The following is a 25,507-nucleotide window of genomic DNA, read 5'->3' as shown; positions in this document are numbered from 1 at the left end:
CAGCATGGGGCGTGGCGTCAACGCCGCATTGCGGCTAGAAGCAACCCCTCCGTAACCGAACGAGGCCGGACCCACGACCGGATGCAGCGACGTCGCCACTCAGGGCGAGTCGAATCCGCAGGGTTTGCCTTGTCTGCCTGCAAGGCCTCTGCCCCGTGCCCTTTCCTACCCTGCCGGCCCCGCTCGTCCGAGCGCTCGAGGCCCGCAACTACGAAGACCCGACCCCCGTCCAGAGTGCCGTGATCGAGGCGGCGGCCCAGGGCCGCGACCTCCTCGTCTCGGCCCAGACCGGCTCCGGCAAGACCGTGGCCTATGGCCTCGCCTTCGCCGAGACGCTCCTGGGCGATGCCGAGCGGCTGGAGCCGGCCGGTCCGCCCCTGGCCCTCGTCATCGCCCCGACCCGCGAACTCGCGCTCCAGGTCCAGCGCGAGCTCGAATGGCTCTATGCCGAGACCGGCGCCCGCGTGATCGCCTGCGTCGGCGGCATGGACCCCCGCCGCGAGAGCCGCGCCCTGTCCGAGGGCGCGCATATCGTCGTCGGTACGCCCGGCCGCCTGCGCGACCATCTGGAGCGGCGCAACCTCGCCACCCAGAACCTGCGCGTCGCCGTCCTCGACGAGGCCGACGAGATGCTCGATCTCGGCTTCCGCGACGACCTCGAATTCATCCTCTCGGTGACCCCGAAGGAGCGGCGCACCCTGCTCTTCTCCGCGACCCTGCCGAAGGCGATCGCCAGTCTCGCCGAGCGCTACCAGAACGACGCCCTGCGCATCGCCGTGAAGGGCCAGGAGCGCGGCCATACCGACATCACCTACCGCGCCGTGCGCGTGGTGCCGCGCGAGATCGAGCACGTGGTGGTCAACACCCTGCGCTACACCGATGCGCCCACCGCCATCGTCTTCTGCAACACCCGCAACGCCGTGCGCCACCTCCAGGCGGTGCTCACCGAGCGCGGCTTCTCGGCGGTGGCCCTGTCGGGCGAACTCGGCCAGGGCGAGCGCAACGCCGCGCTCCAGGCCCTGCGCGACGGCCGCGCCAAGGTCTGCGTCGCCACCGACGTCGCGGCCCGCGGCATCGACCTGCCGACGGTCAGCCTCGTCATCCATGCCGACCTGCCGCATGACGCCGAGGTGCTGCAGCACCGCTCCGGCCGGACCGGGCGCGCGGGCCGCAAGGGCACCAGCGTCCTGCTGATCCCGGCCTCGAAGCGCCGCCGCGCCGAGCAGATGTTCGCCATCGCCAAGGTCAACGCCGAATGGGCCGCCCCGCCCACGGCCGACGAGATCCGCCGCCTCGACGGCGAGCGCATGTGGCAGGACCCGCTCTTCACCGAGACGCCGTCCGAGGAAGACCTCGCCATGGGCGAGGCCCTGCTGGCCCAGCGCACGCCGCAGGAACTCGCCGCCGCCCTCGCCAAGATCTACCGCGCCCGCCTGCCCGAGCCCGAGGACGTCACCGATCCGGGCGCCGGCCCCGAGCGCAAGGAACGCCGGGTCTACGACCCCGCCGACACGTCGCGGATCGACGCGGAAGGCCCCTCGGTCTGGTTCCGGCTCAATCTCGGCCGCCGCGACAATGCCGACCCGCGCCGCCTCCTGCCGATGCTGACCCGTCGCGGCAATATCGGCCGCCAGGAGATCGGCGCCATCCGCATCTTCGACCGGGAGACCAAGTTCGAGATCCGCGGCGGGGCCGCCTCGCGCTTCGCCGCGACCTTCGCCAAGAACGGCTCGCCGGAAATCCAGGTCGAGGCGCTTCTCGGCGGCGAGCCCGACCGCGAGGCCGAGGGCCCGAAGGGGTTCAAGAGCCCCCGCGCCGCCCGCCACGAGCGGGAGGCCGGCAAGAAGCCGCCGCAGCGCCGTCCGCGCTGAAAGCGACGGCTCTTCCTTCCTCCCCCCTCCTCCCCCTTGTGGGGAGGAGTTGGAGGTGGGGGTGGTTGGGCGACCCTCAGCTTGCCGAGGCTGTCGGAGCGACCCCACTCCTGACCTCTCCCCGCAAGGGGGAGGGGGACGCCGCGTAACCGCGCCGTCAGTCGAACGACGCCGTGACGAACCGGTCCATCTCGTTGGCGGGCCGATAGGGCGCACGGCGCAGGGTCACGGAGCGCTCGGCAAAATCCGGGTCGTCGGCCCGCACCGCCTGGACCTTTCCGTCCGGTGAGACCCGGCTGAACGCGAAGAGCGAGACCGCGAGGTTGTCGAACGCCGCCTCCGTGGACCGGAACCGGCCGGGGGCGCCGTTCGCCCGCTCGAACAGCCGCAGCACCTCGAGCGCATCGAGCGAGAAGACGCGTTCGTTGCGAAATTGCGTCTCGGCATGGCGCGCCTCGACCGTCACCCCGTCCAGCCGCCCGTCGCGGTATTCGAGAAGGATCGGAATGCGGTCCTTCTCGAGATTCTGCCGGTCGAGGCCGGCCAGATCCCTTGCGGCCTGCCTGATGGCCGCGATGTCGGCCGCCGACAGCGAGGCGCCCGACCCGGCGATCACCGCCTCTGCATCGGCGGCGGCCTCCGCGCCTCGGATGAGGGGCGTGGGCGCGCCGTAGACCGGGTCCGCCACGGCCGCTACCTCCTCCGGTTTGAGGCCGAAGACGAGCCGACCGATCCCGGCATGGGGCACCACCAGCCAGTCGGGAGTCAGGGTCGCTCCGTCCCGCCCCATCGGATGGGCAAACGCGGAGGCGGCTGCCAGAAGACACGCCCAGAAGGCCAGGCGCCATGGCAGGATTCGCGTCATGTTCGGGTCGCCTCCTCTACGCCAATCACGCCGCCGCCTTCGACCTTGCAGACCGCATCTCTGCACCATCGCGTCGATACCGGGCCAGTGTCAGCCACACGGCCGACAGGAGGAAATAGAAAGCACCGAAGGCGGCGTAGGGCGCGAGGTCGGCGAGGCCGGGCGCGGCGACGCCCGTCGCCTTCGTGAGGAAGAAGACGCCCGCGAGCGCCGATTGCGCGCCGCTGAGAACCATCGCCCATTGAGCGCCGGTGCTCCAGCGCCGGATGCCGGTGGCGAGTTGCAGCAGACCGGCGAGGATGGCCCAGATGCCGAACACCGCCAGCACCGCATGGAGGCTCCGTCCGAGGGCGACGGCGACCGCGAGGGCAGTGACGACGCTGATCGCGGCGTTGACGACCTGGCTGGTGTTGGCTCTCCATCCACCGTTGCGCTGCGCATCGGCGAGGTTGGCCGCGGCATCCCAGGCGGGATAGGCGACGAGGAGTGCCGCCGCGACCGGACTCATGGTCGGTCCGACGGTCACGGCGGCGGCGACCCAGGCGGCGGAAACACCGGCCCGGACGAAGTAATAGGATGTCAGCCAGCGTGATGCGGTAGGAGTTGCCATGGGGATAGTCATGTCGGTGTCCCTCTCGTGTGTAGACCCTTCCGAGAATCGGCAAATCATCGCGCGCGACGTGAGCCATCAGATCCTCGGGTCTTCGTGAGACGTCGCCCCTTCGCCTTACGGAGGGGCGTCTTCACTGACCGCATGTGTAAGTTTCGGGGCCGGCATCAGCCATGACGGATACGCGGAAAGACTTGACCGATCGTCCGGAGATGGGTCCGCCGGAGGATGCCGATCTCCTGTCGCAGGTGCTGGAGCAGATCCGGCTCACCGGCGACCGGGTCCAATCCCGTACCGTTTCGCATGACGAACCGTTGGAGCTGGATGCCGATGCGGCGCATATTCTCGTCGTCGCCGCGGGCGCGCTCCACCTGGGCGGTGGCGCCGAGAAACCGCTCCTGCTCGACACGGGCGACCTCATGCTCTTGCCCCGGGGTCCCGGAGCCTCACGGCTCCTGGGGTCATCGGAGCCGACCACCGTCATCCTCTGCCGCTTCTGGTTCGATCCCTACAGCCTGCGCGGCATGATCTCGGCCCTGCCCGACCGGATCCACATCCGGCACGAAGAAGGGGCGGAATGGCTGGACGGCATGGTGCATTTCATGATGCGCGAGACCGTCGACCCGCAGCCCGGCGCGGCCCTGATGATCTCGCGGATCATCGACCTGCTCGTCATCCGCACCCTGCGCACCTGGGTCCATCTCGGGCATTCGTCCGGGTGGCTGAGCGGTCTCTCCGATGCCCGCATCGCCCGCGTGCTCAAGGTCATGCATGAGAGGCCGATGCGGCCCTGGCGCATCGACGAATTGGCCGGCGTGGCCGGCATGTCCCGCTCGGGCTTCGCCGAGCGGTTCACCGAGCTCGTGGGACGCGCGCCGCTGCGATACCAGAACGAGTGGCGACTCAATCTCGCGCGGGACATGCTCGCGAGGCGCGAAGCGCGGGTCGGCGAGATAGGGCTGCGGATCGGCTATACGTCGGAGGCCGCCTTCAGCCGCGCCTACAAGGCCCTGTTCGGGCATCCGCCACGGGACGAAGTTTAGGTCTCTGGACGGGTCCGCAGCCCACTCGGCACCCGTCGCATTCGACGGTCAGAACTGGTTCGGCAGGTTCTTCACGGCGTTGCCGAGGGCCTCCACGCCCTCCGCGATTTTGCGGCCGGCCGGGGCGAGGGACGGCACCTTGAGGCCGAAGATTTCGCTCTGTTCCGGCTCCGGCGCCGCGACGGGGGCCGCCGCGGGTTCGGCGCTGGCCTCCTGCACGGGCTTTGCGGCCTTGACCGGCTTGGGCTTGGCCACCGCCACGCTCGGCTTGGCGACGGCGGGCTTCGCCACGACGCTGGCGGCGGGCTTGGCCGGCTCCGCCGCAGCCCGGGCAGGCTCGGCGGGAAGGGACGCGAAACTGGTCTCGGCCGAGCGGGCCTTGATCGTCTGGGCCGCGCTCGGGGCGATCACGGCGGCGACGCGGTTCGGCACGATGGGCGAGAGCGCGTTGGGCGGCAGGGCGAGACTCACCGGTTCGATCGGCGGCAGCGCCTTCGACCGGGGCGCTTCGGCCTTGACGACGGGGGGAGCGGGCGTCGCCGCCGCCAGCGACACCGGAGCTTCGACCTTCGCGGGCGCTTCGATCTTCGCGGGCGCGTCGACCTTGGAAATGGCTTCGGCCTTGGCGGCGGCTTGAACCGATGCGGGAACCTGGACCTTCGCAGACGGCTCGGCCTTCGCCGGCTCCTCGACGAGGGCACGCCTCTCCACGAGCTGGATGCCGGGATCGCGGGTCGCCGCGGACGATCCGGCGGCCGAGGCCAGGGCCGGCACGCCGTCGCGCAGGTCGGGCCAATCGCCGGCGCTGGCCGGGGCGCCTTGCGCCTTCTGCATCTGGTAGAGGTTCGGCCGCACCACCTGCGGACCGGCGAGGCTGCCCATCGCCGAATAGGCCGCGACAGCGAGGCCGGCCACGGCCACGCAGCCCAGCGTCCCGAGGACGATCGTGCGACCGCGCGCGGCAGGCTTCACCGGCCGCGCCACTGCGGGCTTGGCCGGAGCCGGCTTGCGGGGGCCGGCGTCACGCCTTTCGCTCGGGTCGATGGCAACCTGCATCATCGGGCGAGATCTCTAACAATGCTCGAAAAAACGGTTGACCGTCACGGAATCGCGACGGTACGGCGCAGACGTGATGCCGACATTCGGGCACAAAGATGTCCTCGGACACGTCGCCAGTCACGCCCGTGTCGTCGCTCACATGAATCTGGATAAAGCAGGGGCGCTTAACGCTCGGTATCCGGCGAGGACTTGAGACCGGAGGCCATCGTCACATGGCCTCGGGCAGGGCCGGAACCGGTCCGCTCCGTCCCGCACGCGCGCATTCCCGGCGGATGGGATATCGCTACAAGCCCAACGCCGCACCCGATCCATCCCGGTACGATCGACGATGACCCTGTCTCCCCCCGGCCCTCGCCCCATGGAACCGGCCAGGCGCGCGCCGCCGCGCCGGGCCTGGGCCTCCCTGCCGACGCGGGCACGCCTCGTCGTCCTCGTCCTCGCCATCGACCTGCTGGCGGCCCTCGTCTCGTTCAGCCTCATCGTGGTCAATGCCCGCTCGGCCGTGGAGGTCGAGATGAACGCGGCGCTGGCCAACATCGAGCTGATCGTCTCCGATACGATCGGTCTCGCCCAGTCCGACTCGCCCGCGCGCCTGCTCCAGACGCTGGAACTGCGCGTCCAGGGGCTTCGCCACGTCCGGGTCGCGGTCTTCGATGCGGAGGGGCGGAAGGTCGCCCTCGCGATCCCGCGCCCACGCCGCGAGAGCCATCTCGCTCCGCACTGGTTCGCCGCCCTGATCGCCCCGACGCCGCAGCGGGACGATCTTCCCATCGTGGCGCAGGAGCAGCGGATCGGCACGGCCCTCATCACCACGGAGCCCCTCGACGAGATCGACGAGGTCTGGGGCTATACCGTCTCCCTCTCGCTGGCGAGCCTGTGCCTCAATCTCGGCCTGCTCGGCGCCCTCTACATCGCCTTCGGCCGCGTCCTCGCCCCCCTTACCCAGCTCGCCGACGGGCTGACCCAGCTCGAACGGCACGACTACACCGCGCGGCTCGACCCGCCGGCCTCGCGGGAACTGGCCGTCATCGCCGAGCGCTTCAACAGCGTGGCCGGGGCGCTGGCCGAGGCGCGCGCCGCGAACGGCCGCCTCAACCGCCAGCTCCTCACCGCCCAGGACGACGAGCGGCGCCGCACGGCCCTGGAGCTCCACGACGAGTTCGGCCCGTGCCTGTTCGCCCTGGAGGCCAACGCCGCCTCGGTGACGCGGATGGCGCAGGGCTCGTCCGAGCCCGACCGGAGCAAGCTCGCCGCGCGCGCCGAGGAGATCAGCGCCATCGTGGGGCAGGTCCAGGGCCTCAACCGCGACCTCCTCAACCGCCTGCGCCCGCATGCCCTCGGGCAGGTGCCCCTCGCCGAGTGCCTGCAGCTGCTGCTGCGCAACTTCCGCAGCCGCCATCCGGGGACGACGTTCTCGGGGAGCTTCACCGACCTCGCCCGCGGCTACGGCGACCTCATCGATCTCACGGTGTTCCGCTGCATCCAGGAGAGCATGACCAACGCCGTGCGCCATGGCGCGGCGCGCACCGTGACGGTGGAGGCGAGCGAGCGCGGGGCCGCCGACGAACTGCGCCTCGTCATCCGCGACGACGGCACCGGCCTGCCCGCCGGCCACGGCACGCCATCCGCCAACCTCGATGGCGGCTTTCGCGGCGGAATGGGTTTATCGGGGATGCGGGAGCGCGTGGAGGCCCTCAGCGGCACTTTTCGGCTTGACAACGCGGCGCCGGGGACGGTTGTCCGGATAGCGATACCGCTCGATCCCGAGCGGGCCGAGGACACGAGCCCGATCGTTTCCGTATGAATGCGTTCACGCCGACATCGACCCACGCGCCCGTCCTCGTGATCGACGATCATCCGATCGTCCTCCAGGGCTGCCGACGCGTCCTCGAGGACGCCGGGATCGAGCGGATCGCCGAGGCCACCAGCACGGTGGCCGGCTACCGCCTGTTCTTCCGCCTGCGCCCCTCGATGGTGATCTGCGACCTGACCTTCCAGGGCAGCGGGCTCGCCGGGCTCGATCTCATCCGCCGGATGCGCAGCGCCTCGCCCGGCATCCGCATCCTGGTCTTCAGCATGCACAACGACCCGGTGATCGTCTCGCGCGCCCTCGAAGCCGGGGCGCTCGGCTACGTGCTGAAGGACCATGCCTCGGTCGAGCTGTTCGAGGCGTTCGAGAAGGTCCGCGCCGGACAGGTCTATCTCGACCGGCGTCTGGCCACCGAGGTCGCCATGCTGCGCACCGATCCGCGCCGCACGCCCGAAGGGCAATTGACCCCGCGCGAGCAGCAGATCCTCACGCGCCTTGCCCAGGGCAAATCCTACGGCGCCATCGCGAGCGACCTGTCGGTGAGCTACAAGACCGTCACCAACGCCTGCTCGCAGATGCGCCAGAAGCTCGGCGTGCGGACGCTGGCCGAACTCATCCACGTGGCCGTGACCCAGGCGCAGCGGCAGGGCTGAGACGGCCCGTCCCGGCAATCAGACGATGCCGTCGATCCTGCGCAGGGCGGGGATGACGAAATCGACGAAGGCGCGCACCGTCGGCCGCAGGAACCTCGCCGAGGAATAGGTCACGTAGAGTTCGGTCGGCCGGATCTCATGATCCCCCAGGACCCTGACCAGACGCCCGCTCGCCAGATCCTCCGCCACGAGTTGGACCTGTGCCGTCCCGATCCCCCGCCCCGACAGCAGGGCGTCGATGAGGACGCGAGCGTTGTTGGTCGTCAGCACCGGACACACCGGAATCTCCATGGTCTCGCCGTTCCGGCACAGGGGCAGCGTATCGGCCCTGGACAACACGGTGTCGGTGACGAGGAGGCTGTGGTCGAGGAGATCGCGCGGCTCGGTGACCGAAGCCCGTTTCTCGAGATACGACGGTGCCGCGACGAGGATGCGCCGGACCAGCCCGATCCGACGCAGGATCGCATCCTGATCGACCGGGCGGCCCATGCAGATGGCGAGATCGAAACCTTCGTGGACGAGATCGGCCGAGCGGTTCTCGAGGGTCAGGCGGACCGAGACGGCCGGGTGACGGTGCTGGAAGTCGGCGACGATCCGGTGGAGACGGCTCTCCCCGAGGCAGATCGGGCCATGCAGGCGAAGCGTCCCCTCGATCGTCCCGGCTTCGTTCCGGGCCTCGTCGATCGCGGCGTCGATGGTCGCGAGGGCACCGTTGCAGGCCTCGTAGAGGCGCAGTCCCGTGGGACTCGGCCGGACCGCCCGCGAGTTTCGCTCCAGCAGCCGGGCGCGGGCATGCGTTTCGAGGTTGCGCAGGAGCTTGCTCACCGCCGGCTGCGAAATGCCGAGATCCTGCGCGGCGGCGGTCATGGACCCGCGCTCGACGGTGCGGATGAAGGCTCGCAGGGCGACGGTGAGATCCATGCATAACCTCCGGTTATGGCAGAGAGCGCCGTCCATCGCGTAGACGCTGCATCGACGGCGGACAACCATCCTGCATCGTGACGATGACGGATGCCGACATGCCGATCCAACGCCGAGACCTCCTCCGTTCCGCCGCACGCGCTTCGGTCGCGCTCGGCATTCTCCCCGAACTCGTGACCAGCCCTGCGCTCGCGGCCGTATCCAATTCCGGGCCGGATGCGGGCACGCTGCCGCCGGGGGCGGTGAGCCGCTTCGCGCCGCTCAATGGCATCCGTCTTCACTACGTCGTCGCCGGGTCCGGCCCGCCCCTGGTCCTGTTGCATGGATGGCCGCAGACCTGGGCGGCCTGGAGGAACACGATGGCGGCACTGTCGGATCGCTTCACCGTCATCGCCCCCGATCTCAGGGGTCTCGGCCTCTCGGAACGCACCGTATCGGGCTACGACAAGCGCACCATCGCCGAGGACATCCGCGCCCTGATCGACCACGAGGCGGGCGGGCGCGCCAGCCTGCTCGGACACGACATGGGCGGCAAGGCGGCCTATGTCCTGGCGCATCGTCACCCCGACCGCGTCTCCCGGCTCGCCCTGGTGGATTGCCTCCTGCCGGGAACGGAGAACATGGATTCGCTGCGCGGCGGGGCGTGGCACTATGGGTTCCACATGGCCCCCGATATCCCCGAAATGCTCACCGCCGGGCGGGAGCGAGACTATGTCCGCGAGCAGATTCGCGCGTGGTCCCACCGCAAGGAGGCCATCACGGAAGAGGCGATCGACGAGTACGCGCGGCACTACGCATCGCCGGGCGGCATGAGCGCGGGGTTCAACTACTATCGCGCCCTGAGGGACGACGCCGCGCTGGCTGCCAGCTTCAGGGGGAAGAGCCTCGCCATGCCGGTCCTGGCCATTGCCGGCCGCTACGGTGTCGGGTCGCGACTGTCCGATGCGCTGAAGATCGAGGCCGGCGACCTGACGACGGTCGTCGTTGAGGAGTCCGGCCATTTCGTCGCCGAGGAAGCTCCGGACGCGTTCCAGCGTACCGTGGCGCAATTCATGACCGCCTGATCGCCGGATCGGACGATGGGTGCGGAAGCGTTACCCCAGCCCGCCCATCTCCCGTACGATCCCCCATTCCTCCTCCGTCACGGGCTGCACCGAGAGGCGGGAATTGTTGGCCAGCACCATCGCCTTGAGGCGCGGCTCGGCCTTGATCGCCTCCAGGGTCACGGGGCGCTGCAGAGGTTCGACGGCACGGAGATCCACCATGCCGAACCGGCCGGTGGGATCGGTGTCGTCCGGGTAGTAGGGGCGGATCACCTCGACGATCCCCACCACCGCCTTGCCCTCGTTGGAATGGTAGAAGAACCCGCGCTCGCCTACCTGCATCGCCATGAGGTTGAGCTTGGCGACGTGGTTGCGCACCCCGTTCCACGGCGTGCCGTGCTCGCCGGCCTCGACCTGCTGCTCCCAGGACCAGGTCTTGGGTTCGGATTTGTAGAGCCAGTACGCCATCGGTCGCCTCTCGGATCGAGGCGCATCCTTAGCGTGCGGAAACGTGGCCGTCAGGCGTCGCGGAGGGCCGATCCCCAGAAGCGCAGGCTGTCCCCGTTGATGGGCGAGCCCGCCTCCCCGTTGCGCGCGGTCACGAAGGCATGGAACGCCTGCGCCTCGTCCGGGCCGAGGAGGCTGCGGATCGCGGTGACGATCCGGGTGATGCGCAGGTGGTTGTGGTCGTAGGGGCGAAGCCAGCCGTCGGTGCGCGCGTAGAACTCCGTCATCCGGGCGAGCGCGGCGCGCAGGCCGGCGCGTGCGGCCTCGTCGGACCGGATCGCCTCGGCCTCGCCGCGCCCGAGCACCGGCGCCCCCGGCACGGCCCGGCTCGCTTCGCTCAGGGGAAAGCACCACTGGATGTAGTCGTGCACGCCCTCGATCCGCGCATCGTCGAAGGCGAGGATGTCGGCGAGGCTGCGCCGCGCGCCGTCGCGTCCGTGACCGGCGAGGAAGGCGTGGATCGGCCCCATGCTCATTCGGCCTCCCGCTTGAGGGGGCGGGCGAGGAGGCCCGCCACCACGGCGTCGACGCTCGCTTCCCCCGAGACGATGGCGGCCACGGCCTCGGCCACCGGCATCTCGACGGCGTTGCGGCGTGCCAGGGCGATGAGGGCGGCGGCGGTGAAGGCCCCCTCCGCGAGCTTGCCGCCGGCCGCCTCCTCCGGGCTGGCCCCCGCGCCGAGGCGCTGGCCGAAGGCGAAGTTGCGCGATTGCGGCGAGGAGGCGGTGAGCACGAGGTCGCCGAGGCCGGACAGCCCCATCAGCGTCTCGGGCCGCCCGCCATAGGCGCGGGCAAAGCGCATGAGTTCGGCGAAGGCCCGCGCGATGAGGGCGGCGCGGGCGCTCTCGCCGAGGCCGCGTCCCGCGACGATGCCGGAAGCGATGGCAAGCACGTTCTTGCCCGCCCCGCCGATCTCGACGCCGCGCACGTCGTCGGTGTGGTAGACGCGCAGCGCCGGGCCGGACAGGGCAGCGGCAAGGCGCCCGGCCAGATCGCCATCCTCGGCGGCCAGGGTCACGGCGGTGGGCAGATTGCGGGCGACGTCCGCCGCGAAGCTCGGGCCGGACAGGACCGCCACGGCCGCGCCGGGCATCGCCTTGGCGGCGACCGCGCTCATGAAGGCGTCGCTGCCGCGCTCGATCCCCTTGGCGCAGAGCACGATGGCCGCATCCGGGTCGAGGGACGAGCGCAGGTTTTCCAGAACGCCCCGGAGGGTCTGGGCCGGCGTCACCAGGAGGACGATGCCCGCCCCGGCGAGATCGCGCGCCTCGCCGGTGGCGCGGATGCCGTCGTGCAGCGTCACGCCGGGGAGGTAGCGGGCGTTCTCGCGGCTGGCCTGAAGCCGCGCGGCGGCTTCCCCGTCGCGCAGCCACAGGGTCACGGGCCGCCCCGTGGCCGCCGCCGCGTTGGCGAGCGCCGTTCCCCAGGCGCCGCCGCCCACCACCGCAATCCGGTCGCTCATGATCGATGATCCTCTGGCGCCTGGTCCGCCTCGGCGGACGACCCGCCCGCCGTCAGGCGATAGAGCACGTGCGGCTGGAGGCGGTGGTCCGCCGGCAGGGCGGGATGGAGGAAGTCTTCCGAAAAGGTCATGCCGAGGCGCTCCATGACCCGCAGGGACGGACCGTTGCAGGTGGCCGTGAAGGCCACCACCGCCGGGAGGCCGCAGCGTGCGAACAGGTCGGCGAGGGCGAGCCGCGCGGCCCTCGTGGCGAGACCGCGCCCCCATGCCGGGCGGGCGAGGCGCCAGCCGATCTCCACCACGGAGCCCACGACGGCCCCGCCCGCGAACGGCATCGGCCGGATCAACCGCATGCCGCCGACGAAACCGACGAACCCCTCTCCCGGCACCTCCAGCGCCCAGGGGCCGAATCCGTCGGACTCGAAGCGCCGGTCGATGGCGCGCGCCTCGATCAGGCTCTCGCCCCGGCTCTTGGTGGAGGGGAAATGATGCATCACCTCGGGATCGGCGTTGAGCTCGGCGAAGGGCGCGTCGTCCGCCCGGACCCAGCGCCGGAGGACGAAGCCCTGTCCGGTGAGCGAGGCGGGGGTCGAGGCGCACACGGCGCGCCGGACCTTGCCGCGCCAGGCGAGGGAGCGCCGGTTCAGGAGCCCGAGATCGGCCGTCTCCGCCAGCACCGCCTCGCCGAGATCGATGGCGACGGCGAGTCGTTCGGGCGGCATGTTGGCCCAGGCCGGCGGGGCCACGCTCTCGCGCCAGGGGCCGCCGCAGGCATTGTCGAGGAGGATGCGAGCGAAGCAGTGATCGAGGCGCACCGGCCAGTCCGGCCGGGCACGGGCCGCCTGGGGCAGGCGCCGGTCGACGAGGTCGCGCCAGTTCCGCTGCAGCGTCCCAAGCTTCAGCGTCCCTGGCGAACTCCCCTCAGGCAACGGCCGCCGCCTCGGCGAAGGGCCAGCGGGCGCGGGCGGGCGCGGTGAGATCGTCCACGAGGCCGAGGCGCAGGCGCTCGATCCCCGCCCAGGCGATCATCGCGCCGTTATCGCCGCAGAGGGACAGGGGCGGCGCCACGAAGGCGAGGCCGGCCTCGTTGGCCTGGGTCGTCAGCGCGCGCCGGATCGCCCCGTTGGCGGCGACCCCGCCGGCGGCGACGAGGGCGGTGGGATGGCCCGCCATGGCGCCGAACTCGCGCAGGGCGACGCGGACCCGGTCCACCACCACATCCACCACCGCCGCCTGGAAACTGGCGCAGAGATCGGCCACATCGGCGCCGGAGAGCGGCTCCAGCCGTTCGGCCTCGATCCGCAGGGCGGTCTTGAGGCCGGAGAGGGAGAAGTTCGGCTCGCGCCGGCCGAGCATCGGGCGCGGCAGGGCGAACCGCTCGGGATTGCCGGTCTCGGCCATGCGCTCCACCTCGGGGCCGCCCGGATAGCCGAGGCCCAGGAGCTTGGCCACCTTGTCGAAGGCCTCCCCGATGGCATCGTCCACGGTGGTGCCGAGGCGGACGTAATCGCCCACGCCCTTCACCGCCACGAGCTGCGTATGGCCGCCGGAGGCGAGGAGCAGCAGGTAGGGAAAGCCGATGCCGTCGGTGAGCCGGGCCGTCAGCGCATGCGCCTCCAGATGGTTCACCGCGATGAGGGGCTTTCGCGCCACCAGCGCCAGGGTCTTGGCGGTGACGAGGCCGATCAGCACCCCGCCGATCAGGCCCGGCCCCGCCGCCACCGCGATGCCGTCCACCTGCGACAGGCTCATCCCCGCCGTGTCGAGGGCACGGGCCACGAGGCGGTCGAGGACCTCCACGTGGGCGCGGGCCGCGATCTCGGGCACGACGCCGCCATAGGCCGCGTGTTCGGCGATCTGGCTCAGGACTTCGTTGGAGAGGATGCGGCCGCGCCCATCCTCGCCCGGCATGACGATCGAGGCGGCCGTCTCGTCGCAGGTCGTTTCGATGCCGAGGACGTTCATGACGATACTTTGGATTCTTCGGAGACAGGGTTTCCCACCCTAGCCGGGCATGACGGTGGAGGGCAACGACGGCAGGGGGAAGCGAGGGCCGCGCACGGGGTACCCTGTGCCATCGACGCGGCGCGTCACGGAAACGGCTTGCCAAGGCCGCCCGGAGGGGCGAATCCGGAGGCATGGTGGCGATGCGGATATGGATCGCGCGGCCCGAGCCGGGGGCCACGCGCACGGCCGAACGGCTCGCCGCGTTGGGCTACGAGGCTCTGGTGGCGCCGGTCCTCGTGGTGGAGGCGACCGGTGCGCCCCTGCCTCCGGGCCCCTTCGACGGCCTCCTCGTCACCAGCGCGAACGCGCTCCGGCCCGCCTCGGGCTGGCGGCGGATCCACCAAGTCCCCGTGTTCGCGGTGGGCGCGCGGACGGCGGCATTGGCCCGCGAAAGCGGATTCACCGCGGTGAAAACGGCGGGTGGAAACGCCGCCGATCTCGTCGGCCTCGTGGGGCGGGAGGTCGCGCCGGGGGCCTCGCTGCTGCATCTGGCGGGCGAGGACCACAAGGCGGAACCGGCGGCATCCCTCACCGGAGCGGGCTTCCGGGTGACGACGCACATCGCCTACGGCGCGAGACCGGTGGCCGCCCTGCCCGCCGTGGTGGCGCTGGCGTTCGGCCCCCCTTCCACCCTGACGGGCGTGCTCCACTACTCACGGAGAAGCGCGGCGACGGCTTGCGAACTCGCCGGGGAGGCGGGATATGGCGGAGCTTTCGCGGCGCTCAGGCATTACTGCTTGTCGGCGGACGTGGCTTTCCCCCTGGCCGAGGCCGGGATCGCTCCGCATTTCGTCGCGGAACAGGCCAACGAGGAGTCCCTTCTCGCGGGTCTGAGATCAGGTTTCCGATAAGCGGTCTCGCCGAGGCCGCGGCCTCGGTGTTAGGACGAACGCATACGCTGTGACCGCAGGGCCGCCAACGGAGCGCGAAACGCGCCGGGGTTGCGGCACGCGGCAGACGAAAGTCGGGAAGGGAGCAAGACGCCCGTGAATCCATCCAACAGCGACGGAAAAGGTCCGGGAACTTCGACGGGGCCGAACGGCCCCAAGCCCGAACCAGGCAAGCCCGAACCAGGTAAGTCCGAACCAGGTAAGTCCGAAGCCGGCAAGCCCGAGCCGGCCAAGCCCGGTACGACGAATCCCGGCACGACGACTTCCGGCTCCTCGAATACGGGCGCGACGGGTCCCGGTGCGGTCAAGCCGCCGACGCAACCTTCGGCATCGCCGTCACAGGCGCCAAGGACCGACGTACCGAAGCCCGCCGTGGCGCCGGTTTCGACGGCTCCCAAGCCTTCTGAAGGCAAGGCTCTCGAAGGCAAGCCTCCGGAAGGCAGGCCCCTCGACGGAAAGCCGGGCGAGGCAAAGCCCGATGCCGCGAAGGCGGCCGCCCCCCTGGCCGAGCCCGTCAAATCCGAGCCACCCAAGCCGACGGCATCGAGCTTCGACGCCGGCAAGACCGGTGGTCTCAAGACCGAGCCGGCCAAAACCGAGCCCGCCAAAACCGACCCTGCCAAGGCTGAGCCCGCCAAGGCTGAGCCGTCGAAATCCGAGCCCTTGAAGTCCGAGCCGCCGAAAGCCGCCGGTCCGGGCTCTGCCGGCGCGAATCCGACAGGGGCCAACCCGTCCTCCATGAGGACCGACCCGCCGAAGACCGGCCCATCGGGCAGCGGGGCTCAGGCCATGCCGTCGAAGGCGGATCTCACCGATGGGCCGATCATCGACCTGAAGGCCAAGCGGGTTCCCGATCCGAGCGAGGCCACGAAGGCCGGCTCCGCGTCGAGCGCGACAAAGCCGTCCGGCTCCGGCATCTTCACCGCGAGCCCGGACAAGGGCCCGTCCCCATCGGATGCCAAGCCTGCCGGCTCCGATGGCAAACCCGCCGGCTCCGACACCAAGCCCGCCGGTTCGACGACGCCCAAGATCGGCCCGGCCGTCGCGGCCACGGAACCCAAACGCGGCGGCGCCGGCTTCGGCTCGGTGGCCGCGGCCGGGCTCCTCGGCGGCGTCATCGGCGCGGGCCTGCTCTTTGCCGTCGAGCGTTCCGGTGCCCTGGGCGTCGGTGACGACGGGCGCATCGCGGCCCTCGACCAGAAGATCGCGGCCCTCGCGCCGAAGGAGGCCGTCGCCGCCCTCGACAAGCGCATCGGCGCCAACGAGGCCGTGCTGAAGCCCCTGCCGGAGGCGATCCGCTCGGCGGATGCGGCCGCCAAGGAGGCGCTGCAGAAGGCGGGGGCCGTCTCGGCAAGTCCGCCGGCGGATGGGTCCGCCCCTGCGCCGGCGGCGCTGCCGCAGGATCTCGTCGCCCGCCTCGACGGGCTCGACCAGCGCGTGGCCGCCCTCCAGGAGGAGCCCGGCCGCGACCAGTCCGGCAATGCCGCTCTCACCGCGCTCTCGCCCCAGGCTCTGTCCGGCCTCGACGACAGGCTGAAGGCCGTCGAGGGCAAGGTGGAGACCGCCGCCAAGCCTGCGGCCGACGAGGCCCTGGCCAGCCAGGTGACCGCGCTGAAGGGGGAACTCGAGAAACGGACCCAGGCGAATTCCGAGGCGGACGAGGCCCTGACGCAGAAGCTGGCCAGCCTCCAGCAGACCCTCGAAGCGCGGGTGAAGGCGGCGACGGAGGCGGTCCAGTCGGCGACGCAGGCGAGCCAGCAGGCGGTCGACGCCAGCAAGGCCCAGGCGGCGGAAGCCGCGAAGGGGGTGGAGCGGCTCCTCCAGGCGCAAGCCGAGAAGATCGCCGGCCTCGACAAGGCCGTGGCCACCCGTGCGGAGGCCTCCTCCGTCCAGGCCGCCATGCGGGTCGTGGCGGCGGATCGCATCGTCGGCGCGCTGAATACCGGCTCGCCCTATGCCAATGCACTGGCGGCCCTGCGCAGCTCCGAGCCGGGTGATCCGGCCCGGCTCAGCGCCGTGGCCGCCTTCGCGGACAAGGGCGCCCCGACGGCGAGGAGCCTGGCGGCCGAGTTCCGTCCCATCGCCGAGCGGATCGCCGCGAGCCGCAAGGCGGCGCAGGCGAAGTCGGTGGCCGAGACCGGCGACATCAAGCAGCGCCTGATGAGCATGGCCGAATCCGTCGTCCAGGTCCGCAAGGTCGACGCTCCCGCCGCCCCCGGCGAGGCCGCGCCGGACGACGCGGTGCCGAAGGTGCAGGAGGCCCTGGATCGCGGCGCCATCGCCGAGGCGGCCAAGGCGTTCGCCGGCCTGCCGGAGGAGACCCGCAAGCAGTTCGGCGAGTTCGGCACCAAGCTCGCCTCGCGCGCCGCGGCGGGCGACGCGGCGCAGGCGCTCCTGGCGGATGCGTTCAAGGCCCTGCCCTCCACCGGCACCGCCCGGTGAGGGTCGCCCGTCCGCCTCGGCCGTCCGGAATGCCGGATAGCGGCACCTCGATCATCATCTGTGGGCGCGGCGCGCCCGCCCTTTCCGATACGCGCGTCCCCTCCCCGGCCGACGCCACCTTCCGGAGTTCGTGATCCCATGTGGCGCGCCCTCGCCTTCCTAGCCCTTCTCGCCATCGCCGCCTTCGGGGCGACGTGGATCGCCGACCGCCCCGGCACGGTCACCATCGTCTGGAACGGCTACGAGCTCGCCACCAGCCTCGCCATCGCCCTCATCGGCGTGTTCATCGCCGCCATCGTCATCGGCTTCATCTGGGCCATCGTGCGGGGCATCATCACCCTGCCCGAAACCCTGGTCCGCGGCTCCAAGGAGCGTCGCCGGGCCAAGGGCTTCTCCGCCCTCTCCCGCGGCATGGTCGCGGTCGGCTCGGGCGATCCCCTGGCGGCGCGGCGCCATGCCAGCGATGCCGAGCGCCTGCTCGGGGCCGAGCCCCTGGCGCTCCTCCTGAAGGCCCAGGCGGCACAGATCTCCGGCGACCGCGAGGCGGCGGAGCACGCGTTCCAGCGCATGGCCAACGATCCGGAGACGCGGGTGCTCGGGCTGCGCGGTCTCTTCGTCGAGGCGCGTCGCCGCGAGGACGACGTCGCCGCCCGCGCCTATGCCGCCGAGGCGGCGCGCCTCGCCCCCAGCGTCACCTGGGCCAACGAGGCCATGCTCGAGGCGCAATGCGCCGATGGCGATTGGAGCGGGGCCGTCCAGACGGTGGAGCGCCGTGCCTCCCTCGGCCTCATCGAGAAGGGGCTCGCCCGCCGCCAGCGCGCGGTGCTCCTCACCGCCGCCGCCCAGACCCGCGAAGCGGGCGAGCCCGAAGCGGCGACGCAGCGCGCACTCGACGCGGTGAAACTGGCGCCGGACCTCGTCCCCGCCGCCTGCGTCGCCGGGCGGCTCCTCGCGCGGCGCGGCGACCTGAAGAAGGCGGCCAAGATCGTCGAGGCGGCCTGGCGCGCCAATCCCCATCCCGATCTCGCCAAGGTCTATCTCGGCCTGCGTGTCGGCGATTCCGTACGCGACCGGCTCGCCCGTGCGGAGACCCTGGCCCGGATCTCCACCTGGCATCCCGAAGCCCGTCTCGCCCTGGCGCAGGCGGCCCTGGAGGCGCAGGAATTCGGCAAGGCACGCGAGGCCCTGGCGCCTCTCCTGGCCGACCGCCCGACGGTCCGCGCCTGCCTCGCCATGGCGAAGGTCGAGGAGGCCGAGCACGGGGCCGGTTCCGGCCGGGCGCGGGAATGGCTGGCCCGCGCCGCCCATGCCCCGCGCGATCCGATGTGGATCGCCGACGGGGTCGCCTCCGAGCGCTGGGCGCCGGTCTCGCCGGTCACCGGCCATCTCGACGCCTTCGTGTGGAAGGCGCCCACCGAGCTGCTCGAAGGCCCGTCCGGCAACGATGTGACCGGCGACCTCGACGACAGGGACGACCGCAGCCAGCCGGCGCTCGTGACGTCGAGTCCGGCCACGGAGATGCCGGCCCCGGTGACCGCGGCCGCGCCGGCCAAGCCCGCCGAGCCCGCCGTGGTCAACGGAGCCGCGATGGTATCGGCGCCGTCGGCCCCCGCCACCGGCCCGATGGCGACCGGCGCTGCGACCCCGGTGGTGTTTCCGCCGCCGAAGGCCTCCGATTCGGCGCCCGAGTCCAAGGCCCGGCTGGTCGGCTGATCCCGCAATGGGGCAAGAAGGGCGGCGCCGCGGCGGCGCCCTTTAAAGGTCGGTTCACGCAAGCTCGCTAAAGCTGTGTCCAGCGAGTTCTGCGTAAACGAAGTGCCATGTCCCCATCTCTCGACGATGCGCCGGACTTCTCCGGCCTGATCGAACTGTCGCGTCTCGGTGACCTCGATCTGAAACCTGTCATCCTCCGGGTGCAGACCGATCTGTTCCTCACCGCCTCGGTGCGGGACCGCAAGACGGTGGAGGCGTTCGAATCCCTCGCCGGCGGTCTGATCCCCACCGTCGACGACGAGACGGCGGAGATCGTGGCGCGCAAGCTCGCGCCCTTCCCCGCGACACCGCAATCCGTCCTCGCGGCGCTCGCCGCACGCGGCGGCGAGATCAGGGACCTCATCATTGCGCAGGCGCCGGAGCTGTCGGCCCGCGTGATCGAAGCCGCCCTCGCCGACGGCTCCGACATCGCCGCCGCCATCGCCCGAAGGGCCGATCTGAGCCGCAGCCTCATCGACGAGATGGCCTCGCGCGACGTGGCCGCCATCGACCTGGCTCTGGCCGAGAACTGGCAGCTCGGCCTTCAGGGCGCCACCGTCGCCCTCCTCGTCGGCCGGGCGCGGACGAAGCCCGATCTGGCCCAGGCGCTTCTCGCCCGCCCGGACCTCGCGCCGGGAGATCTGGCGCCGCTGTTCCTCTTCGCCGACGAGGAGCTGCGCGAGGCGATCGGCCGGGCGGTGAGCTCGCGCGCAGCCCTTCGGCCGCCGCCTCCCATGCCGCGCGAGGCGGGAGCCGTCCTCACCGGCTTCTCGGGCCGAAAGGACGTCGCCGCCTTCGTCGCCGCTCTCGGCGAGATGCTCGGCCTGCCGCGCAACTTCCTCGCGGCGACGCCGGACCCGAGCCGGCGCTACGAACTCCTCACCCTCGCCCTCCGGGCGGCCGGGCTGCACGAGGAGGAGGCGGTGTATGTCTTCCTCACCCTCAACGAGACCGTGGCCCGTTCGGTGGACCGGGTCTACGATCTGGTAAAACTGTTCCGCACCATCCCGCGCGGCGCGGCCCGCGACCTTCTCAGCGCGGTCCTCGACACGCCGCTGCCCGAGCGGCTCAACGGCGGCAGCGCCCACCAGCCCTACACCGCACCCGATGCGGTCCGCCCGCGCATGGCGCCGGCCGCCACGGAGCGCGCCCCGCTCCGCCCGGCCCTTCCCGGCCGGGTGAGGCAATCGGCGTCGAGCTGACCCTCCGCCGGGACGCGCCGCGTCCTACTCGGCGAGGTCGAGATGGTGGCGGCCGGCCCGGTCGTCGATCTCGATGATCCAGAGATCGTCGTCGAAGCGCAGTTCCCTGCCGAGGCGGAGTTCGACATCGGGCGGCGAGGCTTCGCTCATCACCCGGACGAAGCTGCGATCGGCGCCGTCCCCGGTATCGACGAGGGATTGCGGGGCCGGGCCATAGAGATCGGCCCGACCATCCAGGCGATCGACCTTCACGAAGATGGCTCCCGCTTCCGCCGCGCCGCGCCGGCGCTGCACCGCGTCGATCCCCTCGACGGCGAGGCGGCGGAGATGGGCCGAGACCCAGAAATCGGAGCGCAGGCGAGGCATGGCCCGCCTATAGCACCGAACGGCGTGGCGCGGGCACGAGCCTGGAAGAAGCGCCGGCTGCGGACAGGGTCGGGAGCTTGGTCTCGTCCGGTGGCGACCCTTCACAGACCCTGAGAAAGTCCGCGTCGCGACAATGTCATGGACGGTGACCTCAGACCGGCTCGGTTGGTAAACTGTCAGTGGTCAAACGAGAGGACCATGCACCCTATCTTCTGCGGGTTGATATCTGAAACGGATTTCCATCCGGGTCTCTACCATCGCATAGGGTCAGATCATCACCGGAGATGACTTTTCCCAAGTCGGACGCACCTCGTTTGAGAAGTTCAGCGCGGCTAGCCGCAACATCGGCGCTGTAGAACACGAGTTTGGGGCCGCGAGCGCCAGGACTGGGTTTGCCACGGTGTAACGCGATATTGCAGCCACCTGCTTTAAATTCCTGCCATCCTCCATCGCCGCCGACAATTGGCTCCAAGCCGAGGACCTCGCGATAAAAGCGGCTCATCGCTTCGACATTCTCCGTAAAATATATGACCCGTTGGATTTCTAGATGCACGAAAGGCTCCCGTGTTGATGGTCGCTGTCAGCCAGCCATCCGCAATTTTTTTTGCCAAGGGGATCTGTCGCGGATGATGAAGTTTCTGGGGGAGCGGATGTGCAACGTCCATTTCACGCCAAAAGGCCAGGGTCCGCTCACCACTCGTCTCGGAAGCTCACGACTGAGCCCAAATCCCAGGCCCACCCCTACTTCGTCGTCGACCCGGCGCGCGCCGGGAGTTCGCGCAAGGTGCGGCCGGCGGCGACGCCCTTGACCGGCCGACAGGTCTGGCACGCTCCGGAGCGGTGGCTGGTCGAAGAGGGACGAGTCGCATAGGACCCGTTTCCATCGCCCCGATTTCGGCCTCCGAAGGTCGAGCTTGAAGGATGAACCATGCACGGGATCGTCGCCGGGTGGCCGAAGGTGCTCCTGCGTCTCGAAGGTTTGGCCGTGCTGATTGCGGCATCGATGATCTACGCTCGGCAGGGTGAAAGCTGGTGGCTGTACGCCGCCCTGTTCTTCGTGCCCGACCTGAGCATGATCGGCTACGTGGCGGGGCCGAGGACCGGAGCGGCGCTGTACAACCTCGCCCATTGGTACGTCCTGCCGCTTGCTTGCCTTGTCTGGGGGGCGTCAGGTCATGGGCCTCTGGCTCTGACGGCGGGGCTCGTCTGGGCTGCGCATATCGGTTTTGACCGCAGCCTGGGATACGGCCTGAAATACGCCGGGGGCTTCGGGATCAGCCATCTAGGGCAGATGGGGAAAGCCCACGCGAAAACGTCTTGAGGAGCATCGACGGTTCAACGGGGACGGGCGGACCGAGCCCGGTGTTGGTCGCCGATGGCGCGTCCGGCTTCGGAGGCCGCTTGAACCTCGCAGAGCGGCCAGCTCGGGTCGAAGTCGGAATGTCTGCTTTTGAGCCAAGGGCCGAAGACCGTTTCCCACCCGTCTCGGGCCTTCACGGCGCGGCCCGAACGCCGGGTCCCTACCCCTTCGTCGACCCGGCGCGCGAGGCGAGTTCGCGCAAGGTGCGGCCGGCGGCGACGCCCTTCACCGGCAGCTTGCGGTCGCGCTCGAATTTCTCGATGGCCGCCCGCGTGCCGGGGCCGAGGACGCCGTCGGCGACGAGGGGTCCGTAGCCGAGCTTCACCAGGGCCCGCTGCGCCTGCGCCACGGCCTGGTCGGGTTTCGGCGTCACCGAGGCGGTGGTCTCCCCGGCCTTGATGATGTCGGCGATGACGTCGCGCTTGGTGGACGGCGCCGCCGCGGCGGGTTTTGGCGATGGTCTCGCCGCCTCGGCAGCCGGCGCGGCCTTCGGCTCGGGCGCGGTCTCCACCTTCGGCGCCTCGATCCTGCGCGGCGGGGCCTCCGCGACCTTGACCGGCTCGGGCGACGGGCCGGCCGTGGGCCTGGCGGCGGCGGTGCCCTTGCCGAGGGTGGGGAAGAGCGGCGCCGGGTGACGGCCTCCCTGGTAGCCCAGCGCATTCATGGCCACGGCCGCCACCGCGCCGACGGCGACCACCGAGCCGAGGACCTCCCCCGGCCTGCGCAGGCAGAGCCGGCCGAAACCGCCCAGCGCCGAGGCCACGCCGCGAAGCCAGCCGAAGGCGGGCCGGCGGGCGGGGGTGGCGGCGGGTTTCCGGCGCGGAGCGGCGGTCTGCGCGGCCCTGGTCGGAACGACGATCTCGCGCTGGTCGCGCTTCGGCAGCGGTTCGCGCATGGTCTATCCTCTCGAACGCGGAAGACGGCCCGACGGGTCGGGCCGACAACGGAAGACCGGCCCCGGCGCAGCGCCGTGCCGGTACGGGTCGCGCGCACCTCGCCCGGTCCGTCGAAGCCGGGACGAGGCGCGCGTCGGGTCGCGGTGACCAGATGAGGGGCTCATCCCGCGCGCTGCATCGGAATGTAGCGTTCTCTCACCGCCTCGGGCGCGGGGTCGAACAAGCCCATGGGCCGGCGCACCGGGACCAGCGTCCCCTCCTGCACCGGCAGGGGCATGGCGCGACGGATTTCGGTCCGGATCGGGGCCGGGGGGGCGGCGCTGGACCCGCGTCGGCAATCGATGGGCAGCGTCACGGTCACGCTGGTGCCCTGGCGCTCGGCGCTCTCGATGGAGATGCTGCCGCCATGGAGTCCGACGAGCCCCTGCACCACCGAGAGACCGAGTCCGGTTCCCTCATGCGTCCGGTCGTATCCGCCGCCGGCCTGGAAGAACGGCGCACCGATCCGGGGCAGGTCGTCGGCGCCGATGCCGATTCCGGTATCCGCCACCACGATGTCGAGATGCGACGCGCTCCGCCGGAACGAGACCTCGATCCGCCCGCCCGGAGCGGTGAACTTCACCGCGTTGGACAGGAGGTTGATGAGGATCTGGCGGAAGGCGCGCGGGTCCGCATTGATCTCGATGCCGGGCGCTTCGGTGCCGCGCACGAGGGTGATCCCGCCCTGGTCGGCCCGCAGCTGCATCAGGTCGCAGCAGGTCCGCACGAGGGAGCCGACATTCATCGTCTCCGGGACGTAATCGAAATTGCCGCTCTGGATCCGCGACATGTCGAGGAGCGCGTTGACCACGTCGAGGAGATGGCGCCCGGAGCTGCCGATGATCTCGGCATATTCGCGGCTGCGCTCGGGGCCGAGGGTCATGGACCCCTGGCCGGCCAGGACCTCCGAGAAGCCGATGATGGCGTTGAGCGGCGTGCGCAGCTCGTGGGTGACGGTGGCGAGGAAGCGGCTCTTCAGGTCGTCGGCGCGTTCGGCCTCGGCGCGGGCGCGCTCCAGCTCCTCCGCGTGGCGACGATGCTCGCTGACGTCACGGGTCACGGCCACCACGCTCGACCCCTCGACTCCGGAGGGGGTGCCGGCGATGCGGTGGGCCCGCATCTCGGCGAAGATCACCCGCGGCTCGCCTTCGGCGCGCAGGGCCGCCGGGTCGAGATGCAGGCGGAACTGCACGGTGGCCGGCATGCCGCTGGCGGCCACGTCGCTGATCGTCTGCAGGAGGGCGGGACGGTCTCCCACATGGACCCGGTCGAGAAGCCCGTATCCGCGCAGGCGAACGGACTCGATGCCGACGAAGCGCGCCGAGGAGGCGCTGGCTTCGATGATGCGACCGTTCCGGTCATGCCAGGTGACGAGGTCGTCGATGGCCGAGAGCAGCATGCGGTCGCGCATCTCGTTGTCGCGCATCCGGGCGAGCCAGCGGCCCTCGTGGCGCAGATGCTCCATGGCCTGGGCGGCCACGTGACCGATGGCGGTGATGGCGAAGACCGGCATCGCCAGGGACCGGGACAGGTCGAGGAGAGGCAGCGAGATGGAGCCGTGCGGCAGGAACGCCACGACGAGGGCGCCGATCATCGCGATGAGGGCGGCGGCCAGGGTCGCCCGGCGCGAGCCGGACACGACGGCCTCCAGCGGGATGGCCACCAGCCAGATCGCGGCGGCGGAGTTCACGCCGCCCGACATCAGGGCGAGACACACCACGAGGCCGGTGAGACCGGCCGACGAGATCGCATGGGCGACCCACAGGATCCCCGTCCGCGACAGGAACACGGCGGCGAAGACCGGCAGCATCAAGCTGGCGATGGCGAGGACTTCGAGTCCGGTGGGGACGCCGCGCCAGAGCAGGTAGGGCGGCAGGGCGGCCATCATCACGATCCCGGTGGCGAGGCGCGACACCAGGAACCGCTCGTGCCGAAACCGCACGGCATCGTCCTCGATCACCGACTGGTGGACGAGCCCGGCGAGCCGGAGATCGATCAGGGAAGCCAGGCCGCTGTAGATACGCAATACGCACACGCACAGCGCGAAGTGCCGTACCGGCCGCTTCGTCGCCCCTTGCTGGACTAGACCCGAATTCGACTTGAACTCGACTGACGCCAAACCTCGCAGACCCGACTTAAGCGAGTGTTGCGCAGACCCCACCGATTGTTCGCGGATGCTTTCCGGTCCGTAACCGGACCGGTTCGGGAGGGGGTTCCTTTCGGGGCAGATCGCCCGCTATCCACAGGACCGGGCACGACATGCAGGTTCGAAGGGGCATGGCGGCAAAGCCGCGTTCACCATGGTTCTCGATTCCAGCGCGCGTGTGAGAGGCGCTTTACGTTCTGCGCCGAGGCTCGGTCGCAACGGGCCGCTCACGGCCGGCACCGAACCAACCCGGGACTTCCATGTCGTTCCTCCTTCGCGCCTGCCTGGCGATCGGCGTCCTCTCCTACCTCGCCGCCCATCGCGACGATCCGGCTCTCGCCGCGCGCCTGTCGGCGCCGTCCGTGGAGAACACCGCCTCTCTCGCCTGGGACGCGCTGCCCCGCGAGGCGCGCGAGACGGCGCTGAGCCGGGGTACCGACGCCCTGGTCCGGCAGGTGGCGGGATCGGTCGCCGGGGCGTCGCGCGATACCCTGGCGGAGACGGATCGTCGTCCGGCATGGCGCGGCGTGGACGCGCGCTGACACCGACCCTCGCGGGGCGGA

The 25,507-nt window shown here is 70.9% G+C and carries 24 protein-coding genes; 11 read left to right on the top strand and 13 right to left on the bottom strand.

Going from position 1 to position 25,507, the window contains the following annotated elements; genetic code table 11:
* Window positions 1-155 precede the first annotated feature (155 nt).
* Window positions 156-1,871 (top strand): DEAD/DEAH box helicase, encoded by a 1,716-nt coding sequence (locus MKK51_RS12730; protein WP_243977541.1) that lies wholly within the window; start codon window positions 156-158, stop codon window positions 1,869-1,871.
* A 157-nt stretch (window positions 1,872-2,028) separates the two neighbouring features.
* On the opposite strand, the gene MKK51_RS12725 is transcribed toward MKK51_RS12730, so the two are convergent.
* Together MKK51_RS12725 and MKK51_RS12720 are read right to left on the bottom strand one after the other, a co-directional pair.
* Window positions 2,029-2,736 carry a hypothetical protein gene (locus tag MKK51_RS12725; RefSeq protein ID WP_243977540.1) on the bottom strand — a complete coding sequence of 236 codons (708 nt, stop codon included), beginning with the start codon at window positions 2,734-2,736 and terminating at the stop codon, window positions 2,029-2,031.
* Window positions 2,737-2,761: 25 nt separating this feature from the next.
* A complete protein-coding gene (locus MKK51_RS12720; RefSeq protein ID WP_243977539.1) occupies window positions 2,762-3,346 on the bottom strand; it encodes a DUF308 domain-containing protein in 585 nt (194 codons plus the stop codon).
* A 173-nt stretch (window positions 3,347-3,519) separates the two neighbouring features.
* Here MKK51_RS12720 and MKK51_RS12715 point away from each other — a divergent pair, with 173 nt between their 5' ends.
* Window positions 3,520-4,389, top strand: a complete 870-nt coding sequence (locus tag MKK51_RS12715; RefSeq protein WP_243977538.1) for an AraC family transcriptional regulator — start codon at window positions 3,520-3,522, stop codon at window positions 4,387-4,389.
* A gap of 48 nt (window positions 4,390-4,437) precedes the next feature.
* On the opposite strand, the gene MKK51_RS12710 is transcribed toward MKK51_RS12715, so the two are convergent.
* On the bottom strand, window positions 4,438-5,448 hold the full coding sequence (locus MKK51_RS12710; RefSeq protein ID WP_243977537.1) for a hypothetical protein: 1,011 nt from the start codon (window positions 5,446-5,448) through the stop codon (window positions 4,438-4,440).
* A 358-nt stretch (window positions 5,449-5,806) separates the two neighbouring features.
* On the opposite strand from MKK51_RS12710, the gene MKK51_RS12705 reads away from it, so the two are divergent.
* Window positions 5,807-7,252, top strand: a complete 1,446-nt coding sequence (locus tag MKK51_RS12705; protein WP_243977592.1) for an ATP-binding protein — start codon at window positions 5,807-5,809, stop codon at window positions 7,250-7,252.
* Window positions 7,249-7,911 (top strand): response regulator, encoded by a 663-nt coding sequence (locus MKK51_RS12700; protein ID WP_243977536.1) that lies wholly within the window; start codon window positions 7,249-7,251, stop codon window positions 7,909-7,911. The genes MKK51_RS12705 and MKK51_RS12700 overlap by 4 nt, the downstream gene beginning before the upstream one ends.
* An 18-nt stretch (window positions 7,912-7,929) precedes the next feature.
* Here the strand turns inward: MKK51_RS12700 and MKK51_RS12695 are convergent, their stop codons facing one another.
* Window positions 7,930-8,832 carry a LysR family transcriptional regulator gene (locus MKK51_RS12695; RefSeq protein WP_243977534.1) on the bottom strand — a complete coding sequence of 301 codons (903 nt, stop codon included), beginning with the start codon at window positions 8,830-8,832 and terminating at the stop codon, window positions 7,930-7,932.
* Between the two features lie 98 nt (window positions 8,833-8,930).
* Between MKK51_RS12695 and MKK51_RS12690 the strand changes: the two genes are divergently transcribed.
* Entirely contained in the window at window positions 8,931-9,896 is a 966-nt protein-coding gene (locus MKK51_RS12690; protein WP_243977533.1) for an alpha/beta fold hydrolase, read from the top strand.
* Window positions 9,897-9,926: 30 nt separating this feature from the next.
* Here the strand turns inward: MKK51_RS12690 and MKK51_RS12685 are convergent, their stop codons facing one another.
* From MKK51_RS12685 to tsaD, 5 genes are read right to left on the bottom strand one after another with little or no spacing between them, the layout of a single operon-like run.
* Complete coding sequence (locus MKK51_RS12685) at window positions 9,927-10,343, bottom strand: EVE domain-containing protein (protein WP_243977532.1); 417 nt, start codon at window positions 10,341-10,343, stop codon at window positions 9,927-9,929.
* A 50-nt stretch (window positions 10,344-10,393) separates the two neighbouring features.
* Window positions 10,394-10,858: an opioid growth factor receptor-related protein gene (locus tag MKK51_RS12680; protein WP_243977531.1), complete on the bottom strand. Its 465-nt coding sequence runs from the start codon at window positions 10,856-10,858 to the stop codon at window positions 10,394-10,396.
* Window positions 10,855-11,844, bottom strand: coding sequence for an NAD(P)H-dependent glycerol-3-phosphate dehydrogenase (locus tag MKK51_RS12675; RefSeq protein ID WP_243977530.1), 990 nt, complete (start codon window positions 11,842-11,844; stop codon window positions 10,855-10,857). Before MKK51_RS12675 ends, MKK51_RS12680 begins: the two co-directional genes overlap by 4 nt.
* A complete protein-coding gene (locus MKK51_RS12670) occupies window positions 11,841-12,773 on the bottom strand; it encodes a GNAT family N-acetyltransferase (RefSeq protein WP_243977529.1) in 933 nt (310 codons plus the stop codon). The genes MKK51_RS12675 and MKK51_RS12670 overlap by 4 nt, the downstream gene beginning before the upstream one ends.
* Window positions 12,766-13,809, bottom strand: coding sequence for a tRNA (adenosine(37)-N6)-threonylcarbamoyltransferase complex transferase subunit TsaD (gene tsaD / locus MKK51_RS12665; protein ID WP_243977528.1), 1,044 nt, complete (start codon window positions 13,807-13,809; stop codon window positions 12,766-12,768). The genes MKK51_RS12670 and tsaD overlap by 8 nt, the downstream gene beginning before the upstream one ends.
* 182 nt (window positions 13,810-13,991) lie before the next feature.
* Between tsaD and MKK51_RS12660 the strand changes: the two genes are divergently transcribed.
* The 4 genes from MKK51_RS12660 (at window position 13,992) to MKK51_RS12645 (ending at window position 20,137) form a co-directional block, all read left to right on the top strand.
* The gene (locus tag MKK51_RS12660) at window positions 13,992-14,702 is read left to right on the top strand and encodes a uroporphyrinogen-III synthase (RefSeq protein WP_243977526.1); all 711 of its coding nucleotides are present in this window, start codon (window positions 13,992-13,994) and stop codon (window positions 14,700-14,702) included.
* A 411-nt stretch (window positions 14,703-15,113) separates the two neighbouring features.
* Window positions 15,114-17,183: a COG4223 family protein gene (locus MKK51_RS12655; protein ID WP_243977524.1), complete on the top strand. Its 2,070-nt coding sequence runs from the start codon at window positions 15,114-15,116 to the stop codon at window positions 17,181-17,183.
* Window positions 17,184-17,321: 138 nt separating this feature from the next.
* Window positions 17,322-18,896 (top strand): heme biosynthesis protein HemY, encoded by a 1,575-nt coding sequence (locus MKK51_RS12650; protein ID WP_243977522.1) that lies wholly within the window; start codon window positions 17,322-17,324, stop codon window positions 18,894-18,896.
* 107 nt (window positions 18,897-19,003) lie between these two features.
* Window positions 19,004-20,137, top strand: a complete 1,134-nt coding sequence (locus MKK51_RS12645; RefSeq protein ID WP_243977520.1) for a DUF2336 domain-containing protein — start codon at window positions 19,004-19,006, stop codon at window positions 20,135-20,137.
* Window positions 20,138-20,161: 24 nt separating this feature from the next.
* On the opposite strand, the gene MKK51_RS12640 is transcribed toward MKK51_RS12645, so the two are convergent.
* Together MKK51_RS12640 and MKK51_RS27550 are read right to left on the bottom strand one after the other, a co-directional pair.
* Entirely contained in the window at window positions 20,162-20,503 is a 342-nt protein-coding gene (locus MKK51_RS12640; protein ID WP_243977518.1) for a DUF1491 family protein, read from the bottom strand.
* A gap of 205 nt (window positions 20,504-20,708) precedes the next feature.
* Entirely contained in the window at window positions 20,709-21,056 is a 348-nt protein-coding gene (locus MKK51_RS27550) for a VOC family protein (RefSeq protein ID WP_409565672.1), read from the bottom strand.
* A gap of 375 nt (window positions 21,057-21,431) precedes the next feature.
* On the opposite strand from MKK51_RS27550, the gene MKK51_RS12635 reads away from it, so the two are divergent.
* Window positions 21,432-21,824, top strand: a complete 393-nt coding sequence (locus tag MKK51_RS12635) for a DUF4260 domain-containing protein (protein WP_243977517.1) — start codon at window positions 21,432-21,434, stop codon at window positions 21,822-21,824.
* A 199-nt stretch (window positions 21,825-22,023) separates the two neighbouring features.
* Here MKK51_RS12635 and MKK51_RS12630 read toward each other — a convergent pair whose 3' ends face one another.
* Window positions 22,024-22,758: a peptidoglycan-binding domain-containing protein gene (locus MKK51_RS12630; RefSeq protein ID WP_243977515.1), complete on the bottom strand. Its 735-nt coding sequence runs from the start codon at window positions 22,756-22,758 to the stop codon at window positions 22,024-22,026.
* Window positions 22,759-22,919: 161 nt separating this feature from the next.
* A complete protein-coding gene (locus tag MKK51_RS12625; RefSeq protein WP_243977514.1) occupies window positions 22,920-24,833 on the bottom strand; it encodes a sensor histidine kinase in 1,914 nt (637 codons plus the stop codon).
* Window positions 24,834-25,204: 371 nt separating this feature from the next.
* Between MKK51_RS12625 and MKK51_RS12620 the strand changes: the two genes are divergently transcribed.
* Window positions 25,205-25,486: a hypothetical protein gene (locus tag MKK51_RS12620; protein ID WP_243977512.1), complete on the top strand. Its 282-nt coding sequence runs from the start codon at window positions 25,205-25,207 to the stop codon at window positions 25,484-25,486.
* The last annotated feature ends 21 nt before the right edge of the window (window positions 25,487-25,507 follow it).

The organism is Methylobacterium sp. E-045 (assembly GCF_022829685.1).
Lineage (GTDB): Bacteria > Pseudomonadota > Alphaproteobacteria > Rhizobiales > Beijerinckiaceae > Methylobacterium.
The sequence above is the reverse complement of the archived record's forward strand: the minus strand, read 5'-3'. Positions and strand labels throughout refer to the sequence as shown.

What these genes read in the sequence shown, in the direction of transcription:
- MKK51_RS12725 (WP_243977540.1), bottom strand. Translation starts at nt 2,736, where the DNA reads ATGACGCGAATCCTGCCATGGCGCCTGGCCTTCTGGGCGTGTCTTCTG.
- MKK51_RS12720 (WP_243977539.1), bottom strand. Translation starts at nt 3,346, where the DNA reads ATGGCAACTCCTACCGCATCACGCTGGCTGACATCCTATTACTTCGTC.
- MKK51_RS12715 (WP_243977538.1), top strand. Translation starts at nt 3,520, where the DNA reads ATGACGGATACGCGGAAAGACTTGACCGATCGTCCGGAGATGGGTCCG.
- MKK51_RS12710 (WP_243977537.1), bottom strand. Translation starts at nt 5,448, where the DNA reads ATGATGCAGGTTGCCATCGACCCGAGCGAAAGGCGTGACGCCGGCCCC.
- MKK51_RS12705 (WP_243977592.1), top strand. Translation starts at nt 5,807, where the DNA reads ATGGAACCGGCCAGGCGCGCGCCGCCGCGCCGGGCCTGGGCCTCCCTG.
- MKK51_RS12700 (WP_243977536.1), top strand. Translation starts at nt 7,249, where the DNA reads ATGAATGCGTTCACGCCGACATCGACCCACGCGCCCGTCCTCGTGATC.
- MKK51_RS12695 (WP_243977534.1), bottom strand. Translation starts at nt 8,832, where the DNA reads ATGGATCTCACCGTCGCCCTGCGAGCCTTCATCCGCACCGTCGAGCGC.
- MKK51_RS12690 (WP_243977533.1), top strand. Translation starts at nt 8,931, where the DNA reads ATGCCGATCCAACGCCGAGACCTCCTCCGTTCCGCCGCACGCGCTTCG.
- MKK51_RS12685 (WP_243977532.1), bottom strand. Translation starts at nt 10,343, where the DNA reads ATGGCGTACTGGCTCTACAAATCCGAACCCAAGACCTGGTCCTGGGAG.
- MKK51_RS12680 (WP_243977531.1), bottom strand. Translation starts at nt 10,858, where the DNA reads ATGAGCATGGGGCCGATCCACGCCTTCCTCGCCGGTCACGGACGCGAC.
- MKK51_RS12675 (WP_243977530.1), bottom strand. Translation starts at nt 11,844, where the DNA reads ATGAGCGACCGGATTGCGGTGGTGGGCGGCGGCGCCTGGGGAACGGCG.
- tsaD (WP_243977528.1), bottom strand. Translation starts at nt 13,809, where the DNA reads ATGAACGTCCTCGGCATCGAAACGACCTGCGACGAGACGGCCGCCTCG.
- MKK51_RS12660 (WP_243977526.1), top strand. Translation starts at nt 13,992, where the DNA reads ATGCGGATATGGATCGCGCGGCCCGAGCCGGGGGCCACGCGCACGGCC.
- MKK51_RS12650 (WP_243977522.1), top strand. Translation starts at nt 17,322, where the DNA reads ATGTGGCGCGCCCTCGCCTTCCTAGCCCTTCTCGCCATCGCCGCCTTC.
- MKK51_RS12645 (WP_243977520.1), top strand. Translation starts at nt 19,004, where the DNA reads ATGTCCCCATCTCTCGACGATGCGCCGGACTTCTCCGGCCTGATCGAA.
- MKK51_RS12640 (WP_243977518.1), bottom strand. Translation starts at nt 20,503, where the DNA reads ATGCCTCGCCTGCGCTCCGATTTCTGGGTCTCGGCCCATCTCCGCCGC.
- MKK51_RS12635 (WP_243977517.1), top strand. Translation starts at nt 21,432, where the DNA reads ATGCACGGGATCGTCGCCGGGTGGCCGAAGGTGCTCCTGCGTCTCGAA.
- MKK51_RS12630 (WP_243977515.1), bottom strand. Translation starts at nt 22,758, where the DNA reads ATGCGCGAACCGCTGCCGAAGCGCGACCAGCGCGAGATCGTCGTTCCG.
- MKK51_RS12620 (WP_243977512.1), top strand. Translation starts at nt 25,205, where the DNA reads ATGTCGTTCCTCCTTCGCGCCTGCCTGGCGATCGGCGTCCTCTCCTAC.